This is a genomic window from Williamsia phyllosphaerae, from assembly GCF_014635305.1.
GTDB lineage: Bacteria > Actinomycetota > Actinomycetes > Mycobacteriales > Mycobacteriaceae > Williamsia_A > Williamsia_A phyllosphaerae.
Genome location: NZ_BMCS01000001.1, coordinates 584,590 through 606,220 on the forward strand (window position 1 = coordinate 584,590; position 21,631 = coordinate 606,220).

Here is a 21,631-nt window from a genome sequence, read left to right on the forward strand (position 1 = left end):
GCGGCGTCGGTCGGTCAGGGCAGCAGACCGTGTCCGAGGTCCAGGTGGTGCGACTCCGAGGAGGTGGCCTCGGTGTGCGTCTGGCCCGCGGAGTCGCCGCCACCGGTGAGTCCGCCGGTCAGGCCGTCGGTGAGTCCGCTGGTGTGCAGACCGCCGTCGCCCGCGGTGGCGCCCGAGCCGCTACCGGCGAAGGTGTGGTCGGCGTCGAGACCCGACCACGTGGAGCCGGCGCCGGCCGCAGCGTGGTTCGCCGTGGATCCGGTCAGATCCGCGGTGGTGTCGGTCAGGCCGTGGGTCGCACCCTGCAGCGAGCCCGCACCCGAGGCGTCGCCGGTCGCCGCGCCCGCGGTCGAACCGGTGAGTCCGGACGTGAGGCCGCCGACGCCCGAGGTGGTGGAGTGCAGCGCACCCGCCAGGTCGCCGGTCGCCCCGCCCTGCAGCGCCGAGTCGACACCCGAGCCGAGCCCGAGACCGCCCAGACCCAGACCGCCCGCCGCGTGCGAACCGGCATCGACGGCGCCGCCCGCGCCTGCGCCGACGGCGCCGTCGAGTCCGGCACCGGTGCCCGGCGTGGGGTCCAGGGCTCCGGTCGCGGTGGCTGCGATCCCCGAGGTGAGGCCGAGCCCGGTCGTCAGACCTGCCCCGAGATCGGGCAGGCCGGGGGTGGCACCGGAGAGGCCGGTGGCGCCCGAGAGCGCGCCGGTCAGGCCGGTGGTGGCACCGAGTGCGGCACCGAGACCGCCGGTCGCACCGAGAGCACCGTCGAGTCCTGCAGCACCACCGAGACCCGCTGCACCGCCGAGACCTGCTGCGCCACCGAGTCCGGCGACACCCGCGAGTCCACTGCTCAGGGCCGCCGAGGGATCGGCGAGCGCACCGAGCTGTCCGTCGAGTCCGCCGGTTGCCGCGGCGCCGGTGGTGATCGCGGCGCCGAGTGCGGTGCCGAGGCTGCTGGTGATGCCACCGTCGAGGTCGAGTGCGCCGCCCAGGCCCGTGCTGATCGCGGTGCCGAGGTCGGCGCCACCGCCCAGTGCGCCGATGACCTGCGTGCCGAGGTCACCGGTGACCGCGGTGCCCAGGACGGCGCCGAGCGATGCCCCGAGACCCGCCGCGGCCGAGCCGCCCGCGCCGAGCGCGGCACTCAGGGTGGTGCCGAGGTCGGCGCCACCGGCGAGCACGGTGGACAGATCCACCGAGCCGCCGAGAACGGTGTTGAGTGCGGCGCCGAGCTGGCCGACGACCGCGCCGTCGAGCCCGAGGCCGCCGGCGAAGTTGCCCGCGAGTGCGGCACCGAGGTCGAGACCCACCGAGGGGTCGAGCGCACCGAGGCCGGACAGTCCGGCACCGAGCACACCGCCGAGTGCGGCACCGAAGTCGGCGCCGAGTGCGCCGCCGGCACCGAGCGCGGTGCTCAGGGTGCTCGACAGACCGGCCGTGAGACCGCCGCCGAGCAGGGCACTGACGTCGGCGCCGAGCAGTCCGCCCGCGCCGAGCGCGGCGGTCAGCGTGGTGCCCAGGGTGGTCGCGAGACCACCGGCAGCTCCGAGACCGAGGGCGCCGCCGAGGATGGTCGAGAGTCCGGCTTCGAGGCCGACGCCGCCGGCAAGCAGGCCGGAGAGCTGTGCGCCGATCCCGCCGGTGAGTGCAGTGCCGAGCACGGCGCCGAGGGACGCTCCGAGGCCGGCGGCGACAGCTCCGCCCGCGCCCAGGGTGGTGCCGAGGATGGCCGACAGGTCGGCGGTTCCCGCGACGACGGCGGCCAGGTCGACCCCCGCGCCGAGAGCGGCCGCCAGGGTGGTCCCGAGGCCGCCGACGAGCAGACCGTCGAGGCCCAGTGCGCCGGTGAGCGCGGTGGCCAGCGTTCCGCCGAGGCCGAGTGCGAGGGTCGGGTCGAGGGCGATCAGACCACCGACACCGACCACGCCCGCGAGTGCGGCACCCAGTGCCACACCGAGGTTCGCAGCGACTGCGCCGCCCGCGGAGAGCGCGGTGCCGAGGGCACCGGAGAGCTGACCGGTGAGTCCACCGGACAGGAGAGCGTTGAGGTCGGCGCCGAGGACGCCGCCGGCACCGAGGACCGCGCCGAGGGTTCCGCCCAGGGTGGCGGTCAGGTCTGCGGCGACACCCGCCGCGAGCCCGGCGACCACGTCGAGGCCCAGGGCCCCACCGAGGACGGTGGACAGTGCGGCGCCCAGTCCGACACCGCCGGCCAGCAGGCCGGCCAGCTGTGCGCCCAGCGCACCGGACAGCGCGGTCCCGAGGACCGCGCCGAGGGTGGCGCCGAAATCGGCGGCCAGGACCCCGCCGAGGCCGAGTGCCGTGCCGAGGACGGCGCCGATGTTCGCGGTGCCCGCGAGCACGCCGGCCAGGTCGACACCGCCGGCGAGGAGTGCGTCGAGCGACGCCCCGAGCTGCCCGACGGCGAGGCCGCCGATGCCCAGTGCGGCACCGAGCTGTCCGGCGAGGGCCAGACCGATGGTCGGTGCGAGTGCGAGTGCACCGGACACGCCCGCGAGGGCACCGAAGACGCCGCCGATCGCGAGGCCGAGGTCGGCGCCGAGGATGCCGCCGGCGCCGAGGACGGCGCCGAGAGCAGCCGAGAGATCAGCGGTCAGTCCGCCGGCCAGCAGTGCGGTGAGGTTGCCCGCGACGAGTCCGCCGGCGCCCAGGGCCGCGCTGAGCGCGCCACCGAGAACGGCCGAGACGTTGCCGACGACGCCACCGACGAGCACTGCGCCCGCGCCGAGGTTCAGGGCTCCGCCGAGGACGGTCGCCAGCGCCGTGCCGAGGCCGACTCCGCCCGCGAGCAGGCCGCTGAGCTGTGCGCCGAGCGCGCCTGCCACTCCCAGTCCGCCGCCCAGGGCGACACCGAGGACACCGCCGAGCGCGAGACCGAGGTTGGCTGCCACGGCGCCGCCCGCGGCGAGGACACCGGACAGTGCCGTGCCGAGCGCGAGACCGAGGTTGCCGCCGCCCGCCAACACCGCGGCGAGGTCGAAACCGCCTGCTGCGGCGAGCGCGGCGTCGAGGGCGCCTGCGAATGCGGCGGTGATCCCGCCGCCCAGTCCGAGCACCCCGGTCAGGGCGCCCGCGAGGGTGCCGCCCGCGCCGATGACAGCGTTGAGGTCGAGGATCCCGGTCAGGTCGGTGACCGTGCCGAGGACCGCGCCGAGCGCGAGACCGAGGTCGGCGCCGATGACGCCACCGGCGCCGAGCGCGGTGACCAGGGCGCCCTGCAGCGCGGTGGTGAGGCCGCCCGCGAGGGTGGCGAGCACGGTGGTGTTGAGCAGACCGGCCAGCGTGCCGCCGAGTCCGGCGGTGACGCCGAGCGCCGCACCGAGTGCGCCGCTGAGCTGGGCGACGACCCCGCCGACCGCACCGACACCGACACCGAGCGCTCCGGCGAGGACGGCGACCAGCGAGCCGCTGACCCCGACACCGGCAGCGAGTGCGGCGGACAGATCGGCGGCCAGGGATCCGCCCACCCCGATCAGTCCACCGACCGCTGCACCGAGGGCCGCACCGACGTTTCCGGCGAGGGCACCTCCCACTCCGAGTGCGCCGCCGAGGACGGCACCGATGGTCGCGGTGCCGTTGAGCACCGCAGCGCCCGCGATGCCGCCGGCGACCGCGACGGCCGCGTTGATGGTCCCGGCGAGCTGTGCGCCGAGACCGGCGGCCAGGCCGAGGCCTCCGGTGAAGACGCCGGCGATGGTGGCGCCGATGTCGAGGACACCGTTGAGGTCGATGACGTTGACCAGCGAGCCGCCGAGAGCGACGGCCGCGTCGATGAAGGCGCCGAACGCCGCGCCGAAGGTGGCCGCGACGGTTCCGCCGACGCTGAGTGCGGCGGCCAGCGAACCGGCCAGGACGGCACCGAGCTGGGTTCCGATGGCCAGGTCGCCGAGGTCGAGGACGCCGGACACGAGGTTGCTGATGGAGACGACACCGAAGTTGAGTGCGCTGAGGTCGAGGGCGCCCAGGTTGAGGCTGCTGAAGTCGAAGTTGCCGAGGCCGCCGAAGTTCACGGACCCGAAGTTGATCCCGTTGCCGAGGTTGATCCCGCCGAGCGCGAGGTTGCCGAAGTCGATGCTGCCGAAGTTGAGGCCGCCGAGTGCGATCCCGCCGAGACCGCCCAGCCCGATGCCGCCCAGGTTGACCCCGCCGAGGTTGACCCCGCCCAGGTTGATGTTGCCGAGACCGGCGTTCACCCCGCCGAGTCCCACTCCACCGACACCGCCTGCCGCGACCGGGACCGCGCCGGCGTTGACGATCGACGCGAGGCGCTGACCACCGGGGAACAGACCGGACTCGGCGACCATCGGCGCCGCACCGACGATGTCGGCGTGGCAGAGCTCGGGGAGCCCGGCCGCGTCGAGCGCCGCCTGCGGGTTCAGGCAGTACGCGCTGGCCGCCTTGTCGTCGCGCAGCAGGTTGAGGATGAAGTCGAGGACTGCGTTGGTGGGCATGGTGGCTCCTGTGGCTGGTTGTGGAGGTCTGAGCTCTTCGTGAGATCCCGGATCTCCGATGACCACAACGCTAGGCATCTGCGACCCCCCGCCCAACGGGGATCAACCCCCTCGTCCGCGTCCGGCTCGGACTAGGGGGTCGGGGGGTGCATTAGGGGGAATAGGGGATGTCCCCGCAATCTCCTGACGTGCGGTAACAGAACAAGGTTTGATATCGACAATGGAATGAAGTCACGTGAATGGGCCTTCGCACGCCCGCGTCGTACATAGAGGAGTCGACCCCATGGCCTCTGGCCTCGGTTTGAAGATCGGTAGTTCCGCCTCGGTGGCGGTCTCCACGACCCGATCGGGCACCTACGACGCGCTGGTCCGGCAGACGGCCCTGGAGCTCGTTCCCGGTCGTGCACCCGTGCTCACCGCGGCCGGCGGTGTGTCGACGGCGTCGTCTGACCTCGCCGGTTTCACCCAGCGCGTGGGTGATCCGGTCGCCCTCGTCGCCGACGACGGCCGTCGGTTCAGCGGCGAGGAGCTGTACGCGACCGCGCTGGCCTGCCTGGCCCGCGAGAGCGGTTCCGATGCGTCCAGCGTCGTCGTCGCATGCCCGAACGGGTGGCAGGCGTACACCGTCGACGCGTTGCGGGCCGCCGCCGAGACCCAGGGCCTGTCCGACGTCACGTTCGTCCCCGAGGCCATCGCCGCCGTCGCCGCGGCCGAGGCCACGCGCCCCGAGGGACTCGCCTCCGGCGGCGTCCCCCGCTCGGGCGGATCCCATGCCGCGGCACCGGCCACCGACACCGACCTCGTCGTGGTCTACGACCTCGGCGGGTCCGCCCTCGACATCGCCGTGGTCCGCACCGGTGACGCGTCGCAGATCATCGGCCGCCCCGTCCGCAGTGAGGACATCAGCGGCGATGCGTTCGACCAGTTGATCCTCACCCACGTCCTCGAGTCGGTCTCGGCGCTCGACGACCTCGACCCGTTCGCACCCGACACCGTCGAGGCTCTCGCGACACTGCGAGGGCGTTGCACCGCGGCCAAGGAGGCGCTGTCGTCGGACACCGACACGACGGTGTCGGTAGAGCTGCCCGATCTGCGGACCGAGACGCGTCTGGTGCGCTCCGAGGTCGAGGATCTCCTGCACGAGCCGATCGCGACGTCGCTCACCCTGCTGCGCGAGACCGTCGCCGGCACCGGGCACAGCCTCAGCGATGTCACCGCGATCGTCCTCACCGGTGGCGGATCGGCGGTTCCGCTGGTCACCGAGATGATGTCGTCGATGCTGCGGGTCCCCGTGATCGTCGACGCCGACCCCGTGACCACCTCGGCGTTCGGTGCCGCCATCCTGGCCGGTGAGATCGATTCGGCTGCAGCCGCTCTCGACTCGATGCCGGCCAACGCCGCGGCCGCGGTGGCCGATCTCGCCGCCGCACGCGAGGCCGATCTCGTACCCGCGCAGACCCGCGCGGTCGAGCCGGCCCCCCGCACGACCGTGGTCGAGAAGATCCCCATGGGTCGCAACAAGCGCCTCGCCATCATCGGCGGAGTCGCGGTCGCCATCGCGTTGCTCACCGCGGGCGGACTCTCGGTCGGTACGGCGCTCTCGGGCGACGAGGCCCCCGCGGCGACCCCGACGCAGTCGGCACCGGCGACCACAGGCGCCCCATCGGCGAGCGCCGGACGCACCCCGTCATCGGCGGCCACCCCGGGCGCCACGGACCGCGGCACCTCGGTCGCACCGAACGCAGGGACCGGCGGCACCGGCGGGAATGCCACCGGCTCCCCCGGCGCCGGTGGAGGTTCGGGCTCGGGGTCGGGTTCGGGCGCACAGAACAACGGCGGCACCGGGTCCGGGTCCAACGGCTCGACCGGCGGCGGAACCGGCGGGAACACCGGGGGCGGCAACACGGGCACCGGCAACACCGGCGGCACCGGAGGTGGCAGCACCGGCGGTGGGAACACCGGCGGTGGCGACACCGGCACCGGTGGTGACACCGGCGGCAACGCGCCCCCGGAGACCCCGGGTCGTCCGAACTTCCCGACTCTCCCCACCATCCCGAACCTCCCGAACATCCCTGGCCGTGCCGCGCAGGTTCCCGGGAACATCCTGGGCGGGGTCGGCGACACCGTCGGCGGGATCCTCGGTGGCAACTGACCTCTCCTCGCCCACGGGTGCGCTCGCCGGTATGCCGGACGCACAGTCACTGCTGCTCGACGTCGAGTCGAGCGCCGGGCGACCGCTGTGCGCATTCGTCGTCGGTGTCGCGGGCAGCGGGAAGAGCGCCGTCCTCACCGCGTTGTCGGATGTGTTGCGGCGCCTCGGCGTATCGGTGGCCCATGACGTGCCCGTCGACCCCGAACCCGGATGTGCCGTCCTCGTCGACGACGTCCAGGACCGAGACGACGCCACCCTGGCCCACCTCGCCACGCTGGCCGTGCGCACCGACCTCACCGTCGTGGTCGCGGGCGAACCTCGCGATCACCGCGAGGCGATCGCGGATCTGAGCGCCGCCCTGCGATCACGCGGACGGATGGTCCTCCTGCGCCCCATCTCGGCCGCCGGGGTGGTCGAACGGTCCGGCCGCCATCTGCTCGCCGGGCCGGCCGCGGCCATCGCCCGCGCCACCGGCGGGAACCGCGCAGCCGTCGACGCCGCGCTGCACGCCGTCGAGATCCAGGGTCAGGGCACCGACGGACGCACCCTGGACACCGTCGCCGCCACCGCGATCTCCGCCTGGCAACACCGTCAGCTCCGTCGGTTGGATCGGGATGCGTTGGCGGTGTTGACCATCGCCGCCGCAGGTTCGTCACCCGACCCCGACACGGTCGCACAGACCGCGGCGGTCTCGCGGACCGGCGCGGTCGACGCGATCGACCGCGCACGCGGATCGGGTTTCCTCGGCGACTCCGACCACTTCCTGCCGGGAGCGGACGCCTCCCTGGTAGCTGTGGTCGGTGCGCACCAGATCGGTTCCACCCGTGCCGAACTCGTCCGGGTCCTGATCGCCAACCGGTCCCTCGACGCCGACCGCGCCATCGCCGCGGCCGACGAGGGCATGGTCGATCCGGCTCTCGCGCAGGCCCTGTGCGACTTCGCGCGGGCCGCCGCCGGACACCGCGCGGTCACTCTGTGGTCGGCGGCACGCACCGCCGGTGCCGATCCCGCCACCACCGATGTCGCCCTGGCCCAGGCCGCATTGGAGGCCGATGACCTCGACGTCGCGTCCCGGATCGCCGACGCGGCCCTCGCCTCCGAATCGACCGACACCGTCCGTACCGGTGTCCGCATCGCCGCCGCGGTCGCGTCACGGCGTGGGACGTACACCCGTGCCGCGCAACTGTTCCGCTGGCTCGGTCCCGACCGTGCCGGTGCCGACGCCGCCATCGGCGCCATCGCGCTGATCGCCTCCGGGGACCGCGAGGGAGCGGCTGCGTTCGCCGAGGCGTCGCACAGCGCACCCCCGACCGCCGACAACGCCTCGTCCGGTCTGCTCGCCGACGGGTTGGCGGCCTCGCTGGGCGCCGATCCGGCACCGGCACTCGGCCCCGTTCTCCGGTCGATGTCGCTGCGCCGGGTGTCGGTGGTGGAACCGGAATCGGCCGCCGCGCTGGCGGTCCTGCTGAACCTGCACGGCGGAGATCTCGGTGGGGCCCAGGCGGTGCTCAACCGCGTCCACGAGACCGGCCAGGGGTACGTGGTGCGCCTGGATCTGCTGCGCGCGTGGACCGCCATGATGGCCGGCGACCTCGCCGACGCCACCGCCGTCGCCACCGCGACGACCGCCCGGTCACATCGGGATCTACTCCTGCGCCACGCGCTCGCGGTCGGTATCGCCCGTCGCCGAGGCGACTCGGGGGCCCTGAGCAATGCGTGGCGCGACGCCCAGGCGGTCGTCGCCGAGGCCGAGGTCGACCTCTTCGCACTGCTCCCGCTCGGCGAGTTGTGGTTGGCCGCGATCCGGTGCGGCGACGTCGCGCGGGTGGCGCACCTGGCCGCCGACGCCGGCCGGCTGCTCACCGACCTCGGCGATCCGCCGGTGTGGTCGGCGGCCTGGCACTGGTACGGCGTGCAGGCCGCGATCCTCTCCGACGATCCCGCGACGCTCGTCCCGCACGCCCGCGCCCTGGGGGACGCCTCCGAAGCCAGCTCGTACGCAGCCGTTCTCGCGCAGGCGGGTCGGGTGTGGTTGAAGGTCCTGCAGGGCGACGACGCGCCGACACCGGTCGTCGCGGCCGACATCGACGTCGCGGCGCGAAGCCTGCAACGGGTCGGGCACGCGTTCGACGGCGCGCGACTCGCCGCCGAGGGAGCGCTGCGCATCGGCGACACCCGATCGGCAACCGCGTTGTTGCAGACCGCTCGCACGATCGGTCCGACCGCGACCACCGCTCCGGTGGGTGCCGGCGATGTCGGTACGCAGTCGGCTTTGTCCGACCGCGAGGCCGAGGTCGCCGAACAGCTCGTCCTGGGACTGACCTACCGCGAGATCGGTGCGGCACTGTACATCTCGGCCAAGACGGTCGAACATCACGTGGCCCGTATCCGCCGCCGACTGGGCGTCGGTTCGCGCTCGGAGCTGATGTCGGCGTTGCGCGCCGCAGGCTACGGATCCGGCGCGAGCTAGCCGCCCCACCCGCCAGTTGGGCACGTAAAGCCACCAGTTGGGCACTTACGGACGTCGGTTGAGCACGTAAGACCACCAGTTGGGCACTTACGGACGTTGGTTGGGCACTTACGGACGCCGAGTGGCCGGCTACGGCCGTTGGTTGGGCAGATACGGACGTCGAGTGGGCGACCAACGCCTGAGCAGTGTCCGCAGCCGCCCACTCACGGTCCGCAGCCGCCCACTCGACGGGTTCACGTGCCCAACTGGCGGGTTCACGTGCCCAACTGGCGGGTTCACGTGCCCAACTGGCGGGTCAGGAGCGCTTGCGGCGCGGTTGCCACACCACCAGCGCACTCGTGCGGGGCACAGGCACCAACTCGGTTCCACGCCGACCACGGGCGGAACGCTCGGCGACCAACTCGTTCTCGAGTTCACGCACCCGCTGGGCGAGCGCGTCGACGTGATTGGTCAGGTCGATGATGCGCTTGATGCCCTCGAGGTTGACGCCCTCGTCCTGCGACAGCCGCTGCACCTCGCGCAGCAGCTCGACATCGCGGGACGAGTAGCGTCGGCCGCCGCCTGCGGCACGCTGCGGGCTGACCAGCCCGAGCCGGTCATAGGTGCGCAGCGTCTGTGCGTGCATGCCCGCGAGCTCGGCCGCGACCGAGATCATGAACATCTCCTCGCGACCCTCCATCACGCACCGCCCCATCCGGCCCGGGGAGCGAACCCGCTGGCGCGCTCGGCTTCTGCGTACTCACGCAACTTCTCGGTCGCGGTCTCGTCGAGCTTCGACGGCACCGACACCTTCACCGTGACCAGCAGGTCGCCGGATCCACCGGACCGCTTCGTCACGCCGCGTCCACGAACCCGCAGGGTCCGGCCGTCGGAGGTGTTCGGCGGGATCTTGACACCGACGTTGCCGTCGAGTGTCGGCACCGACACCGTCGCGCCGAGCACGAGTTCGCCGAAGCTGACCGGCAACTCGACCTTCAGGTCGTTGCCGACGCGCGTGAACACCGAGTCCGTGCGGACGTGGACGACCACGTACAGGTCTCCCGACGGCGCGCCGCGCAACCCGGCCTCACCCTGACCGGCGAGTCGAATGCGTTGTCCGTCCTCGACTCCCACCGGGATGCGCACGTTGATGGTGCGGGTGCGCACGGTGACACCGTTGCCCGAGCAGTCGGGGCAGGGATCGTCGATCCGCGACCCGGTGCCCTGGCAGTCGGCGCACGGCTCGCTGAACCCGAACGCGCCCTGGTTGCGGCTCACGACACCGGCGCCGTTACAGGTCGAGCACACCTTGGGGCTGGTCCCCGGCTTGGCACCGCTGCCGTGGCAGGTGGTGCAGGGAGCAGGGCTCGTCAGCGAGAGCGACACCGTCGTGCCGAGCGCGGCGTCCCGGAAGCCCAGTGTCGTCTCGGTCTCGAGGTCGTTGCCGCGCTTGGGGCGTGACCCTCCGCGCGGGGCGCGGTTGAACAGGCCGCCGAACAGGTCACCGAAGTTACCTGCGTCCGCAGCGCCACCGCCGTTGCCGAACAGGTCGCCGACGTCGAACTGCTGACCACCCGCCGGACCACGTCCGGTGGTGTATCCACCGGGACTCGATCCGTAGGGGAAACCCCCGCCCGCGCCGTTGCCGCCGCCTCGGAAACGACCGCCCGCGAACATGCTCCGCGTCTCGTCGTACTCCTTGCGCTTGGCGGTGTCGGACAGCACGCTGTGCGCCTCCGACACCCGCTTGAAACGTTCTTCGGCCGCGGCGTCACCGGGGTTGGCGTCGGGATGCAGTTCCCGCGCCAGCTTGCGATACGCCTTCTTGATCTCGTCGGCCGAGGCGTCGGAAGCGACGCCGAGGTCCTTGTAGAAGTCCTGTTCGAGCCATTCGCGTTGGGGAGCCATCAGGCGTCACCTCCTCACGTGAGAAACATCGTCATCGAAGTCGAATTCGCCCTACCGACGGACCGCACATCGCCGACACGAACCATTGTCGCAGTTCGCGTCGACGATGTGCGGCGTCCGCCTGGTGGGTCGCCGGGCCTAGGCGCCGGCGTCCGCATCGGCCGCGTCGGTCACGGTGACCATCGCGGTCCGCAGCAGCCGTTCGCCGAGGCGGTAGCCCTGCCGGTACACATCGCCGATGACCGGGTTCGCACCGTCCCCGTCGTGCTGCACGGCCTCGTGCAGTGCGGGGTCGAACGCATCACCCTGGGCACCGAAGGTGTTGAGCCCCTGCGACTTCAGCGTGTCGACGATCTTGTCGGCCACGCCCTTGAGCGGGCCGGAGTCGAGATCGCCGTGCGCACGAGCGCGGTCGAGGTCGTCGAGCACCGGGAGCAGCGAGCTGATCAGCGTCGCCTTTCCGGTCTCGACCGCACCCTGACGCTCGCGGTCGGCACGCCGCCGGTAGTTGGCGTACTCGGCCTGCAGTCGCTGCAGGTCGGCGAGCAACTCCGCCTCCTTGGCCGATTGCGCCTCCTCCGGCGTGAGCTCGGTCGCGGCGGCACCGTCGGCCTCTCCCGCCTCTGCGGGTTCGGCGTTCGCCGCCGCCTCCGCCGCTGCGGACACGTCCTCCGGGTTCACCTCCCCGAGGTCGACCGGATCGCCCGGCTCCTCCTGCGGTGTACCCGGCTGGTCAGCCGTCACTTCTTCTCACCGGCATCGGTGTCGGTGGGCTCGTCCACGACCTCGGCGTCGACGACGTCGTCGGCCCCGTCAGACGAACCGGGTGCACCGTCGGCGCCGGCCTCGGCCGCGGAGTTCGCGTAGATCGCCTGTCCCAGGGCCTGCGACTCGGTGGACAGGGTCTCGACCGCGGACTTGATCGCGGCGAGATCGGTGCCCTTGAGTGCCTCGTTGGCTCCGGCGATGGCCGCTTCGACCTTCTCCTTCGCGTCGGCGGGGACCTTGTCCTCGCTCTCCTTAAGGAACTTCTCGGTCTGGTTCACCAACGACTCCGCCTGGTTGCGGGTCTCGGCCTCTTCCTTGCGCTTGCGATCCTCGTCGGCGTGCGCCTCGGCATCCTTGATCATGCGGTCGATCTCGTCCTTCGAGAGGCCCGAGCCGTCCTGGATCCGGATGGTGTTCTCCTTGCCGGTGCCCTTGTCCTTCGCGGTGACGTGCACGATGCCGTTGGCGTCGATGTCGAAGGTCACCTCGATCTGCGGGACACCCTGCGGCGCAGGCGCGATGCCGGCCAGCTCGAACGAGCCGAGCAGCTTGTTGTGCGACGCGATCTCACGCTCACCCTGATACACCTGGATCTGCACCGACGGCTGCGAGTCCTCGGCCGTGGTGTAGGTCTCGGACCGCTTGGTCGGGATGGTGGTGTTGCGCTCGATCAGCTTGTGCATGACGCCACCCTTGGTCTCGATACCGAGGCTCAGGGGCGTGACATCGAGCAGCAGAACGTCTTTCACCTCACCGCGCAGCACACCGGCCTGCAGTGCGGCACCCACGGCGACGACCTCGTCGGGGTTGACGCCCTTGTTGGGCTCCTGTCCACCGGTGAGCTCCTTGACCAGCTCGCTGACCGCGGGCATACGGGTGGAACCACCGACGAGCACGACGTGGTCGATGTCGCCGACCGCGACGCCCGCGTCCTTGATCACGGCCTGGAACGGCGCACGGGTGCGCTCGAGTAGATCCGAGGTGATCTTCTGGAACTCGCTGCGCGAGAGCTGCTCGTCGAGGAACAACGGGTTCTTCTCGGAGTCCACGGTGATATAGGGCAGGTTGATCGAGGTGCTCTGACCGGACGACAGTTCGATCTTCGCCTTCTCGGCCGCCTCACGCAGACGCTGCAGCGCCATCTTGTCCTTGGTCAGGTCGATGCCGTTCTGCGCCTTGAACTTCTCGACGAGCCAGTCGACGACACGCTGGTCCCAGTCGTCGCCGCCGAGCAGGTTGTCACCGGAGGTCGCACGGACCTCGACGACGCCGTCACCGATCTCGAGCAGCGAGACGTCGAACGTCCCGCCACCGAGGTCGAAGACCAGGATGGTCTGCTCGGACTGGCCCTTGTCGAGGCCGTACGCGAGGGCGGCCGCGGTGGGCTCGTTGACGATGCGCAGGACGTTGAGGCCGGCGATCTGGCCGGCTTCCTTGGTCGCCTGGCGCTGGGAGTCGTTGAAGTATGCGGGGACGGTGATGACGGCCTCGGTCACCTCGTCGCCGAGGTAGCTCTCCGCGTCACGCTTGAGCTTCATCAGCGTGCGGGCGCTGATCTCCTGCGGGGTGTAGTCCTTGTCGTCGATCTTCTGCGACCACTCGCCCTCGCCCATGTGGCGCTTGACCGAGCGGATGGTGCGATCGACGTTGGTGACCGCCTGGTTCTTGGCGGGCTGGCCGACCAGGACCTCGCCGTTACGGGCGAATGCGACGACCGACGGGGTCGTGCGCGATCCCTCGGCGTTGGCGATGACGGTGGGTTCTCCACCCTCGAGGACGGCGACCACCGAGTTGGTGGTGCCGAGGTCGATACCGACAGCACGAGCCATATCTTCTTACCTCCTACGTATGCGACGCCGGCCGGATGTTTGGCTGGCCAGACCACTGACTTCTCGAACCTCAGTGGAGTCCACTCAACTACTACGCGAGGAAGTTCATCCCGTCAAATCAATTGAGTGGAGCACGCTCAAGGTTCTCGAGGTGTTCAACTCGCGACCCCGCCGATCTGTTCCCGCTCGGCCGCGGACTTCCTCCCGGGCACCCCGCGCCCCGCGCGGATATAGTCGGCGGCGATGACTCGCAGACTGTCCCGTCGCACGATCGCGCTGGTCACGGCGGTGCTGGTGCTCATCGTCGCGGCCGGCGTCGCCGTGGGGGTACGGCAGGTGACCCAGCCGGGTGACGGGGCGAAGGCCACGTCCACCCCGACGTCGGTCACGCCCGAGACGCGCGAGATCAGCGTGCACAGATACCCCTACCTCCCCATCGGGACAGGCGATCCACGTCAGGATTACGGCGATCTGTACCTCCCGGCGGGCAACCACGCAGACAACAGCGTCCCGCTGGTGGTGTTGATCCACGGCGGCGGATGGACGGCGCGGTACGGGAAGACGTACATGGAACCCATCGCGCGGGCGCTGGCCGCCCAGGGCGTGGCCGCCTACAACATCGAGTACCGCCGCATCGGCTCCGGCGGTGGATGGCCGACCACGTTTCGCGACGTGGCCGCCGCCGTCGACTACGTGCCAACGCTGGATCGACTTAACCCCGAGATCGACACCTCCGACTCCACCCTGGTCGGGCACTCCGCGGGCGCGCAGCTCGCGGTGTGGGCGGGCACCCGCAACCCCGCCACCCCGCGCGAATTCGGCGACCCGGGGTCTCGATGGAAGCCCACTCGGATCATCTCTCTGGCCGGTCCGTTGAACCTCGAGCGGGCCGCGGACACCGGTGACACCCGGGTCACCCGAATCCTCGGCGGCACGCCCGCGCAGGTTCCCGACCGCTATCGGGCGGTGGATCCGATCGAGAACATCGACCCGACCGTGCCCGTCACCGCCGTGCACGGCACGGCCGACCGCGTGGTCTCCCCGTCCCAGTCGATGTCGTTCGTCGCGGCCGTGCAACGTGCAGGCGGGAAGGCTCGCCTCGTCCTGCTGCGGGGGCAGTCCCACTCCGCGCTGGTGTCGCCGCGATCAGCGGTGTTCCTGCAGATCATCGACATGATCGCGGCGTCGACCCGTCCCTCGGCCTGACCCAGCCGACCGCCGTCTCCCGCGCGCGATGACAGCGCACCGACAGGTTCCTCACAGGAACGCACGCGATGCTGGACGCATGTCGTCGTCGCACGCCCCGGGCCAGTGGTCCAGGTCACAGCGCTGGGGGTCGACGACGGGGGCTGGTACCGTCGCCCCGATGCTGACCGCGACCGGCGCGAGCAGTCCGACGACGACGTCGCTCGCCACCTCATCGGCCACCGGTGTCTCCACGTCAGCGCCGGCCACGACCCGGCGAGGCCATCTGCATCAGCTGGACTTCGTCCGCGGTAGCACCTTCCTGCTGGTGATCTTCTGCCACGTGTTGTCCAACACGAACAACTCCGACACCAGCGTGCTGGCCAACGCCCTGGGCATGTGGGGTCACTTCACCCGCAACGCCTTCTTCTTCCTCACCGGGTTCGTGCTGATGTTCGGCAACTACGACAAGACGGACTTCAGGGCCACCCAGTTCTGGCCGCGTCGCCTCAAGCTCGTGGTGATCCCCTACCTGATCTGGTCGGTCGTCTACTGGGGTTACTCGGTGGTGGCCAACGGCGGCTGGTCGGAGATGGGCTTCTGGTTCGAGCAGCTGCGCAACGGTTTGATATGGGGCACAGCCGGTTTCCAGCTGTACTTCATCTTCGTGATCATCCAGTTCTATCTGCTGTTCCCGGTGATCCTGTGGATCGTCCGGAAGACACGCAACCACCACGTCACGCTGCTGGTCGCGAGTCTGATCATCCAGCTCGCCGTCCTCTACACGCTCAACCACCTCAGCGCGCCGCAGGGCAGCTGGTTGTACGAGAACTGGTGGCACGCCTACTCGACGTTCCTGCCGTACCAGTTCTTCGTGTTCCTCGGTGCGGTTGCCGCAGTGCATCGAGACCGGGTCGACGAGTGGTTGCGCGGACGGGGCTGGTGGATCCTGGCCGGCGTGATCGCCGGCGGGGTCTTCGCGTACGTCACCTTCTCCGAGCGTCTCGCCGACGGCCAACCGCCCGCGTTGGCCGGGTTCGCGCTCAACCCCACGCTGCAGCCGTTCATATTCATGGCCATCGTCGCGCTGTACGCGACGGCGCTGCGGTGGTCGGACCGCCGCGACCGCACGCCGCGGTTCAACAAGGTCGTCGCCTACGCGTCGAACCGGTCGTTCGCGATCTTCCTGGCGCACGTCTTCGTCCTGCAGCTGCTCATCCTGCCGCGTCTGAACTCCCCCGAGACCCAGGGCTGGTTCGAGCAGCATCTGGGCGCTCCGTGGGCCACGATCGTCGTCTATCTGCTCACCGTGTCGATCACCCTCGTGATCGCCGAGGGCCTCCGGCGGGCACCGTTCGCGCTGTATCTCACCGGGCGTCCGAGAATTCCGGTTCGGGCGAAGAGGACCACCGGGTCGAGCGTCACATCCGACACGTCCCGGCAGGTCGAACCTACTCGCGGGTAACCAACATCACCCCAGGTGGCGACTTAGGTCTACCTTCCATGCGAGCACCCGCGTCCAGGCCTTACCGTCTAGGTAAGGACACCTGGGCGTCGGCTGTCGTTCGCCCCGGATAGAAAGGCACCACCGCCTTGAGCACCACCACCATCACCATCGGCACGATCGCCGCCCTCATCAGTCTCGGCTGCTGGGCCCTGTTCTTCTCCGGCGTGTGGAAAATGCTCCGCACGATCGCCCAGGGACAGCGCGACACCACCCGACTCACCCCGGTCATCCCGCGCTTCAAGCAGATGATGATCGAGTTCGTCGCCCACACCCGGATGGTCAAGTTCCGGACCGTCGGCTGGGCGCACTGGCTCGTCATGATGGGCTTCGTCGTCGGCTCACTGCTGTGGTTCGAGGCGTACGGACAGACCTTCGACCCCGAGTTCCACTGGCCGATCTTCGGCGACACCTTCGTGTGGCATCTGCTCGACGAGCTGCTGGGTATCGGCACCGTCGTCGGCATCGTGACGCTGATCATCATCCGTCAGCTCAACCACCCGCGGCGTCCGGAGCGTCTGTCGCGCTTCGCCGGTTCCGGGTTCTTCGCCGCGTACTTCGTCGAGATCGTCGTCCTGCTCGAGGGCCTGGGCATGATCTTCGTCAAGGCAGGCAAGATCGCGACCTACGGTGACGGCCACGTCGGCTCGGACTTCTTCACCATGCAGGTCGCGCACATCCTGCCGGAGAGCCCGCTGCTGGTGTCGATCTTCGCGGCCATCAAGCTGCTCTCGGGCATGGTGTGGCTGGCCGTCGTCGGACGCCGCATCACCTGGGGTGTCGCATGGCACCGCTTCGCCGCGTTCTTCAACATCTACTTCAAGCGCGAGCTCGGCTCGAAGGTCGCCCTGGGCGCCGCCAAGCCGATGATGTCGAACGGCGAGGTCCTCGTCATGGAGGAGGCCGATCCCGACGTCGACGCGTTCGGCGCGGGCAAGATCGAGGACTTCAGCTGGAAGGGCTGGCTCGACTTCACCACCTGCACCGAGTGTGGTCGGTGCCAGAGCCAGTGCCCCGCGTGGAACACCGGCAAGCCGCTGTCTCCCAAGCTGCTGATCATGTCGTTGCGTGACCACGGATACGCAAAGGCTCCGTACCTGCTCGCCGGCGGCCGCACCGACGCCGCGGGCGACGAGGTCGGACTCGTCGACGCCGAGGGCAATGTCGATCAGGCCGCGCTGGACAAGATCCCGGCCGCCGCGCGTGCCGAGGCCGCCCGCCCGTTGGTCGGCCCGAGCGAGGGCGCCACCGGCGGCGGCATCATCGACGCCGACACCCTGTGGAGCTGCACCAACTGCGGCGCATGCGTCGAGCAGTGCCCCGTCGACATCGAGCACGTCGACCACATCATCGACATGCGCCGCTACCAGGTCCTCATCGAGTCGGACTTCCCGTCCGAGCTCGCCGGCCTGTTCAAGAATCTCGAGAACAAGGGCAATCCCTGGGGCCAGAACTCCAAGGACCGCACCAACTGGATCAACGAGATCGACATCGACATCCCGGTCTACGGCCAGGACGTCGACACCTTCGAGGGCTTCGAATACCTCTTCTGGGTCGGTTGTGCCGGCGCCTACGAAGACCGCGCGAAGAAGACCACCAAGGCCGTCGCCGAACTCCTCGACATCGCCGCGGTGAACTTCCTCGTCCTCGGTGAGGGCGAGACCTGCACCGGCGACTCGGCTCGCCGCTCGGGCAACGAGTTCCTGTTCCAGATGCTGGCGCAGCAGAACATCGACACCCTCGGTGAGCTCTTCGCCACCGCGCCGCAGCAACGCAAGAAGATCGTCGTCACCTGCGCCCACTGCTTCAACGCGCTCGGCAACGAGTACCCGCAGGTCGGCGGCGAGTACGAGGTCGTCCACCACACGCAGCTGCTCAACCGCCTCGTCCGCGACAAGCGACTCATCCCGGTCGCCCCGGTCTCGGAGAACGTGACCTACCACGACCCCTGCTTCCTCGGCCGCCACAACAAGGTCTACGAGGAGCCGCGCGAGCTGATGTCCGCGTCGGGATCGGCGTTGCGAGAGATGCCGCGTCACGGCGAGCGGTCCATGTGCTGTGGCGCCGGTGGCGCCCGGATGTGGATGGAGGAGTCCATCGGCAAGCGGATCAACCTCGACCGCGTCGACGAGGCGTTGAGCACCCTCGACGACTCCGGCGAGCAGCCCCAGAAGATCGCGACCGGCTGCCCGTTCTGCAAGGTGATGCTCAGTGACGGCACCACCGCCAAGACCAGCGGCACCGACCTCGAGAACAAGGTCGAGGTCGTCGACGTGGCCCAGCTGCTGCTCGAGTCGGTGACCCGGGGGGCCGCCGAGATCAAGCGTGGCGGACGATTCCTGGGCCCGACCACGGTCGGCACCGCAACTCTCGACGACACCGACGTCAAGGCAGAGCAGGTCACCGAGACCACGAAGTCGTCGGCTCCCGCCGAGGCCGCAGCCGAGGCAACCGGGACCGAGACCACGGCGAAGCCGAAGGTCGGGCTCGGCATGGGCGGCGGCATGAAGCGGCCCGGCCAGGCCGCGAAGGCCACCGCGGCTGCGCCGGCCAAGGATTCGACCGCCGAGTCGAAGGCGGAGCCCGCGTCGTCGAACTCCGCGGAGGCCGTCGAGGCCAAGTCCGCGGCCACCGCGGCGAAGTCGAAGGGCTTCGGCATGGGCGGCGGCATGAAGCGCCCCGGCCAGGCCGCCAAGGCATCGGCACCCGCCGCCGAGAAGTCCGAAGCACCCGCGGAAGCATCGTCAACCGAGACGTCCGCGCAGACCGCGGCACCTGCTGCGGAGCCGAAGTCGAAGGGCTTCGGCATGGGCGGCGGTATGAAGCGCCCGGGCCAGGCCGCCAAGGCATCGGCGCCGGCCGCCGAGAAGTCCGAGGCACCCGCGGAAGCATCGTCAACCGAGGCGTCCACGCAGGCACCGGCGGAGGCTTCGACGGAGACAGCGGCACCCGCTGCGGAGCCGAAGGCCAAGGGCTTCGGCATGGGCGGTGCGAAGCGTCCGGGCCAGGCCGCGAAGGCGCCGTCGAAGCCGGCCGAGGCCGCTCAGGCACCGGCTCCCGCCGAGCCGGCCGCCGACGAGGAATCGGCCACCGAGGCCACGGCCGCGGAGCCGGCGCAGGCGCAGGCATCCGCCGCGCCGGAGACCCCGTCTGCTCCTGCTCCCGAGGCGAAGGCGAAGGGCTTCGGGATGGGCGCGGGTAGGCGTCCGGGTCAGGCGGCCAAGGCACCGGCGAAGCCGGCCGCGAGCACCCCGGGCGAGCCCGAGAGCAACGGTTCGGCCGAGTCACCGTCGAAGTCCGAGCCGTCCGCGGCGACGTCAGAGGCGAACGGGACGGCCGAAGCGAACGGGTCGGCCCAGTCGAACGGTGCGGCCGAGCCCAACGGTGCAGCCGAGTCCAACGGTGCAGCCGAGTCCAACGGTGCGGTGGAGAAGGCCGACACCGATGGGAGCGACGACTCCGACACGCAGGCGCGGGTCATCACCGAGACGGGGACATCGAAGTCCGCCGGTTTCGGGATCGCCGCGGGAAAGAAGCGACCGGGGTCGTAATCGAGAGCGATGCACATCGATTGCGGTCGGCGTGAGTCACAGTTGATTCGTTGTGACCGCACACAAAGACAAATGTGTCGACTACGCGATCGATAATCGCCCACACAATGTAAACGAACAATCGCCGCCGAATTCCCCGTGAATCGGCGGCGATTGTCGTAGAAGGACCGATCCACGGCAGTTCACGCAGCGCACACGCTTCCTGTGAGGTCGGGTTCCGAATCCGGACCGCTCACCGACACAGTCCCCTGAGCGCTCGACACCACGCATTCTTCGACACGCGTCGTGGCATGATGAATGTCACGTCATGGTCTCGGTCGACATTTCTTCCGGTGCGGCATCAGGCGTCGTGATTCAACTCGCCACGCACGGGAGGGCAACGGTGACCGAACAGCACGAGTCGCCGGGCCGTCTTCTCACCGCCCTCTCCGACGACGAACTCCGCACCATCGCCGCGGGCATCCCCGCGGACAACCTTGCCTTCCTCGCCGTCAAGCTCGACGGATCCGATCGCATCGCGGCGGCGTTCGGTCGGGCGATCGCGATGAAGGTCCGCCGGGCCGCGTTGGTTGCCGTCGCCGAGCTCCTGGGGTCGCGGGGGCGGGTGTTCATCGGCGGGGCCGCCAACGGTGGTGTCGCGTTCGACGCCGGCCAGGGCGACTCGACCGCGCTGATACGCGACACCGCGGCGCGGCTCTCGTCGACACTCACCGTCGGCGGGGTCGACTACTTCATCCAGAACAACATCGGCGTCGCGTTTTTCGAGGACTCGTCGTCGTCGGATCCGGCCGACATCCTGCAGGCCGCCATCGGGGCGATACACGCATCGGTCACGACCGGCGTGCACATCGCCTACGCCGCCGACGTCTCCACCGCCGACCTGCGCGCGGAGGTGACGCTGGCCGCCGAGTTGGCGTCATCGGTCGGCGAGGCCTTCACCCTGCACTACCAACCCATCGTGAAGCTCGACACATTCGAGGTGGTCGGCTACGAGTCGTTGTTGCGGTGGACCGTCGACGGCCGGCTCCGTCTTCCGGGGGAGTTCCTCGAGGCGGCCGAGGAGACGTCCTTGATCGTCCCGATCGGACGATGGGGCGTCGTCGAGGCGATCCGGCAACTCGGGTCCTGGCGCGAACTACCCTCCGCGACCGATGAATTCTTTGTTTCAGTGAACTTTTCGTCCCAGCAACTTTACGATCGCGATCTCACCGCGCTGGTCCGGACCAGCCTCGCCACGCACGGGGTTCCCGCCGGATCCCTGTGGGTCGAGGTCACCGAGCGCGACCTGATCTCCGCCGATTCCCCTGCCGCACAGACCATCCGCGAACTCCATGACTTGGGATGCGTCATCTGCGTCGACGATCTGGGCACCGGTTACGCCGCTCTGCGGTACATGATGGACCAACCGATCACCGTGGCCAAGATCGATCGTTCCCTGGTCGACGGCATGGAACACACGGGCACCAAACGTCGCATCGTCGAGGCGGTGTGTCACCTCTCCGAGACACTCGACATCAGTACGGTGGCCGAGGGCGTCGAGTGTGACGACCAGGTGGAGCTCCTCCGTGAGGTCGGATTCACCCACGGCCAGGGCTTTCTGTTCGGCAAACCCCTGCCCCCAGGCGAGATCACCCGCTAGTCCCCAGGTCGTCGCCACGACGACATCCGTACGGCCGTCATGCGATGTAGTATTCGTAACGGAACAAGAGCCGATCACGAATAAGTGTCGGCCTGGGGAGCGCGGCGGGGGCCGCGCGGGGGATCGTGTCGCGCATGCGCGGTTCGATTGTGTCGCAGTGGGGGAATCACAATGAGC

The 21,631-nt window shown here is 70.1% G+C and carries 11 protein-coding genes; 6 read left to right on the plus strand and 5 right to left on the minus strand.

The genetic code is table 11. The annotated features are described in order from the left end of the window. Positions 1-14: 14 nt before the first annotated feature. Positions 15-4,469: an IniB N-terminal domain-containing protein gene (locus IEV93_RS02835; RefSeq protein WP_188486738.1), complete on the minus strand. Its 4,455-nt coding sequence runs from the start codon at positions 4,467-4,469 to the stop codon at positions 15-17. Between the two features lie 283 nt (positions 4,470-4,752). Here IEV93_RS02835 and IEV93_RS02840 point away from each other — a divergent pair, with 283 nt between their 5' ends. Together IEV93_RS02840 and IEV93_RS02845 are read left to right on the plus strand one after the other, a co-directional pair. Then, entirely contained in the window at positions 4,753-6,621 is a 1,869-nt protein-coding gene (locus tag IEV93_RS02840; protein ID WP_188486740.1) for an Hsp70 family protein, read from the plus strand. Further along, on the plus strand, positions 6,611-9,091 hold the full coding sequence (locus IEV93_RS02845; RefSeq protein ID WP_188486742.1) for a LuxR C-terminal-related transcriptional regulator: 2,481 nt from the start codon (positions 6,611-6,613) through the stop codon (positions 9,089-9,091). Before IEV93_RS02840 ends, IEV93_RS02845 begins: the two co-directional genes overlap by 11 nt. Positions 9,092-9,386: 295 nt before the next feature. Here IEV93_RS02845 and IEV93_RS02850 read toward each other — a convergent pair whose 3' ends face one another. The 4 genes from IEV93_RS02850 to dnaK form a co-directional block, all read right to left on the minus strand. Continuing rightward, complete coding sequence (locus tag IEV93_RS02850; protein WP_188486744.1) at positions 9,387-9,785, minus strand: heat shock protein transcriptional repressor HspR; 399 nt, start codon at positions 9,783-9,785, stop codon at positions 9,387-9,389. After that, positions 9,770-10,978: a molecular chaperone DnaJ gene (dnaJ, locus tag IEV93_RS02855; protein WP_188486747.1), complete on the minus strand. Its 1,209-nt coding sequence runs from the start codon at positions 10,976-10,978 to the stop codon at positions 9,770-9,772. Before dnaJ ends, IEV93_RS02850 begins: the two co-directional genes overlap by 16 nt. A 138-nt stretch (positions 10,979-11,116) precedes the next feature. Continuing rightward, positions 11,117-11,722: a nucleotide exchange factor GrpE gene (grpE, locus tag IEV93_RS02860; RefSeq protein ID WP_188486749.1), complete on the minus strand. Its 606-nt coding sequence runs from the start codon at positions 11,720-11,722 to the stop codon at positions 11,117-11,119. Beyond that, positions 11,719-13,575, minus strand: a complete 1,857-nt coding sequence (gene dnaK / locus IEV93_RS02865) for a molecular chaperone DnaK (protein ID WP_188486751.1) — start codon at positions 13,573-13,575, stop codon at positions 11,719-11,721. Before dnaK ends, grpE begins: the two co-directional genes overlap by 4 nt. Positions 13,576-13,818: 243 nt before the next feature. Here dnaK and IEV93_RS02870 point away from each other — a divergent pair, with 243 nt between their 5' ends. The 4 genes from IEV93_RS02870 to IEV93_RS02885 all read left to right on the plus strand — a co-directional run bounded on the left by IEV93_RS02870 (position 13,819) and on the right by IEV93_RS02885 (position 21,454). Continuing rightward, positions 13,819-14,781, plus strand: coding sequence for an alpha/beta hydrolase family protein (locus IEV93_RS02870; RefSeq protein WP_188486753.1), 963 nt, complete (start codon positions 13,819-13,821; stop codon positions 14,779-14,781). A gap of 160 nt (positions 14,782-14,941) precedes the next feature. Next, complete coding sequence (locus tag IEV93_RS02875; protein WP_188486755.1) at positions 14,942-16,225, plus strand: acyltransferase; 1,284 nt, start codon at positions 14,942-14,944, stop codon at positions 16,223-16,225. Positions 16,226-16,353: 128 nt separating this feature from the next. Next, positions 16,354-19,815: a (Fe-S)-binding protein gene (locus IEV93_RS02880; protein ID WP_188486758.1), complete on the plus strand. Its 3,462-nt coding sequence runs from the start codon at positions 16,354-16,356 to the stop codon at positions 19,813-19,815. 382 nt (positions 19,816-20,197) lie between these two features. Next, entirely contained in the window at positions 20,198-21,454 is a 1,257-nt protein-coding gene (locus tag IEV93_RS02885; RefSeq protein ID WP_188486760.1) for an EAL domain-containing protein, read from the plus strand. The last annotated feature ends 177 nt before the right edge of the window (positions 21,455-21,631 follow it).

What these genes read in the sequence shown, in the direction of transcription:
- IEV93_RS02840 (WP_188486740.1), top strand. Translation starts at nt 4,753, where the DNA reads ATGGCCTCTGGCCTCGGTTTGAAGATCGGTAGTTCCGCCTCGGTGGCG.
- IEV93_RS02835 (WP_188486738.1), bottom strand. Translation starts at nt 4,469, where the DNA reads ATGCCCACCAACGCAGTCCTCGACTTCATCCTCAACCTGCTGCGCGAC.
- dnaJ (WP_188486747.1), bottom strand. Translation starts at nt 10,978, where the DNA reads ATGGCTCCCCAACGCGAATGGCTCGAACAGGACTTCTACAAGGACCTC.
- dnaK (WP_188486751.1), bottom strand. Translation starts at nt 13,575, where the DNA reads ATGGCTCGTGCTGTCGGTATCGACCTCGGCACCACCAACTCGGTGGTC.
- IEV93_RS02875 (WP_188486755.1), top strand. Translation starts at nt 14,942, where the DNA reads ATGCTGACCGCGACCGGCGCGAGCAGTCCGACGACGACGTCGCTCGCC.
- IEV93_RS02850 (WP_188486744.1), bottom strand. Translation starts at nt 9,785, where the DNA reads ATGGGGCGGTGCGTGATGGAGGGTCGCGAGGAGATGTTCATGATCTCG.
- IEV93_RS02870 (WP_188486753.1), top strand. Translation starts at nt 13,819, where the DNA reads ATGACTCGCAGACTGTCCCGTCGCACGATCGCGCTGGTCACGGCGGTG.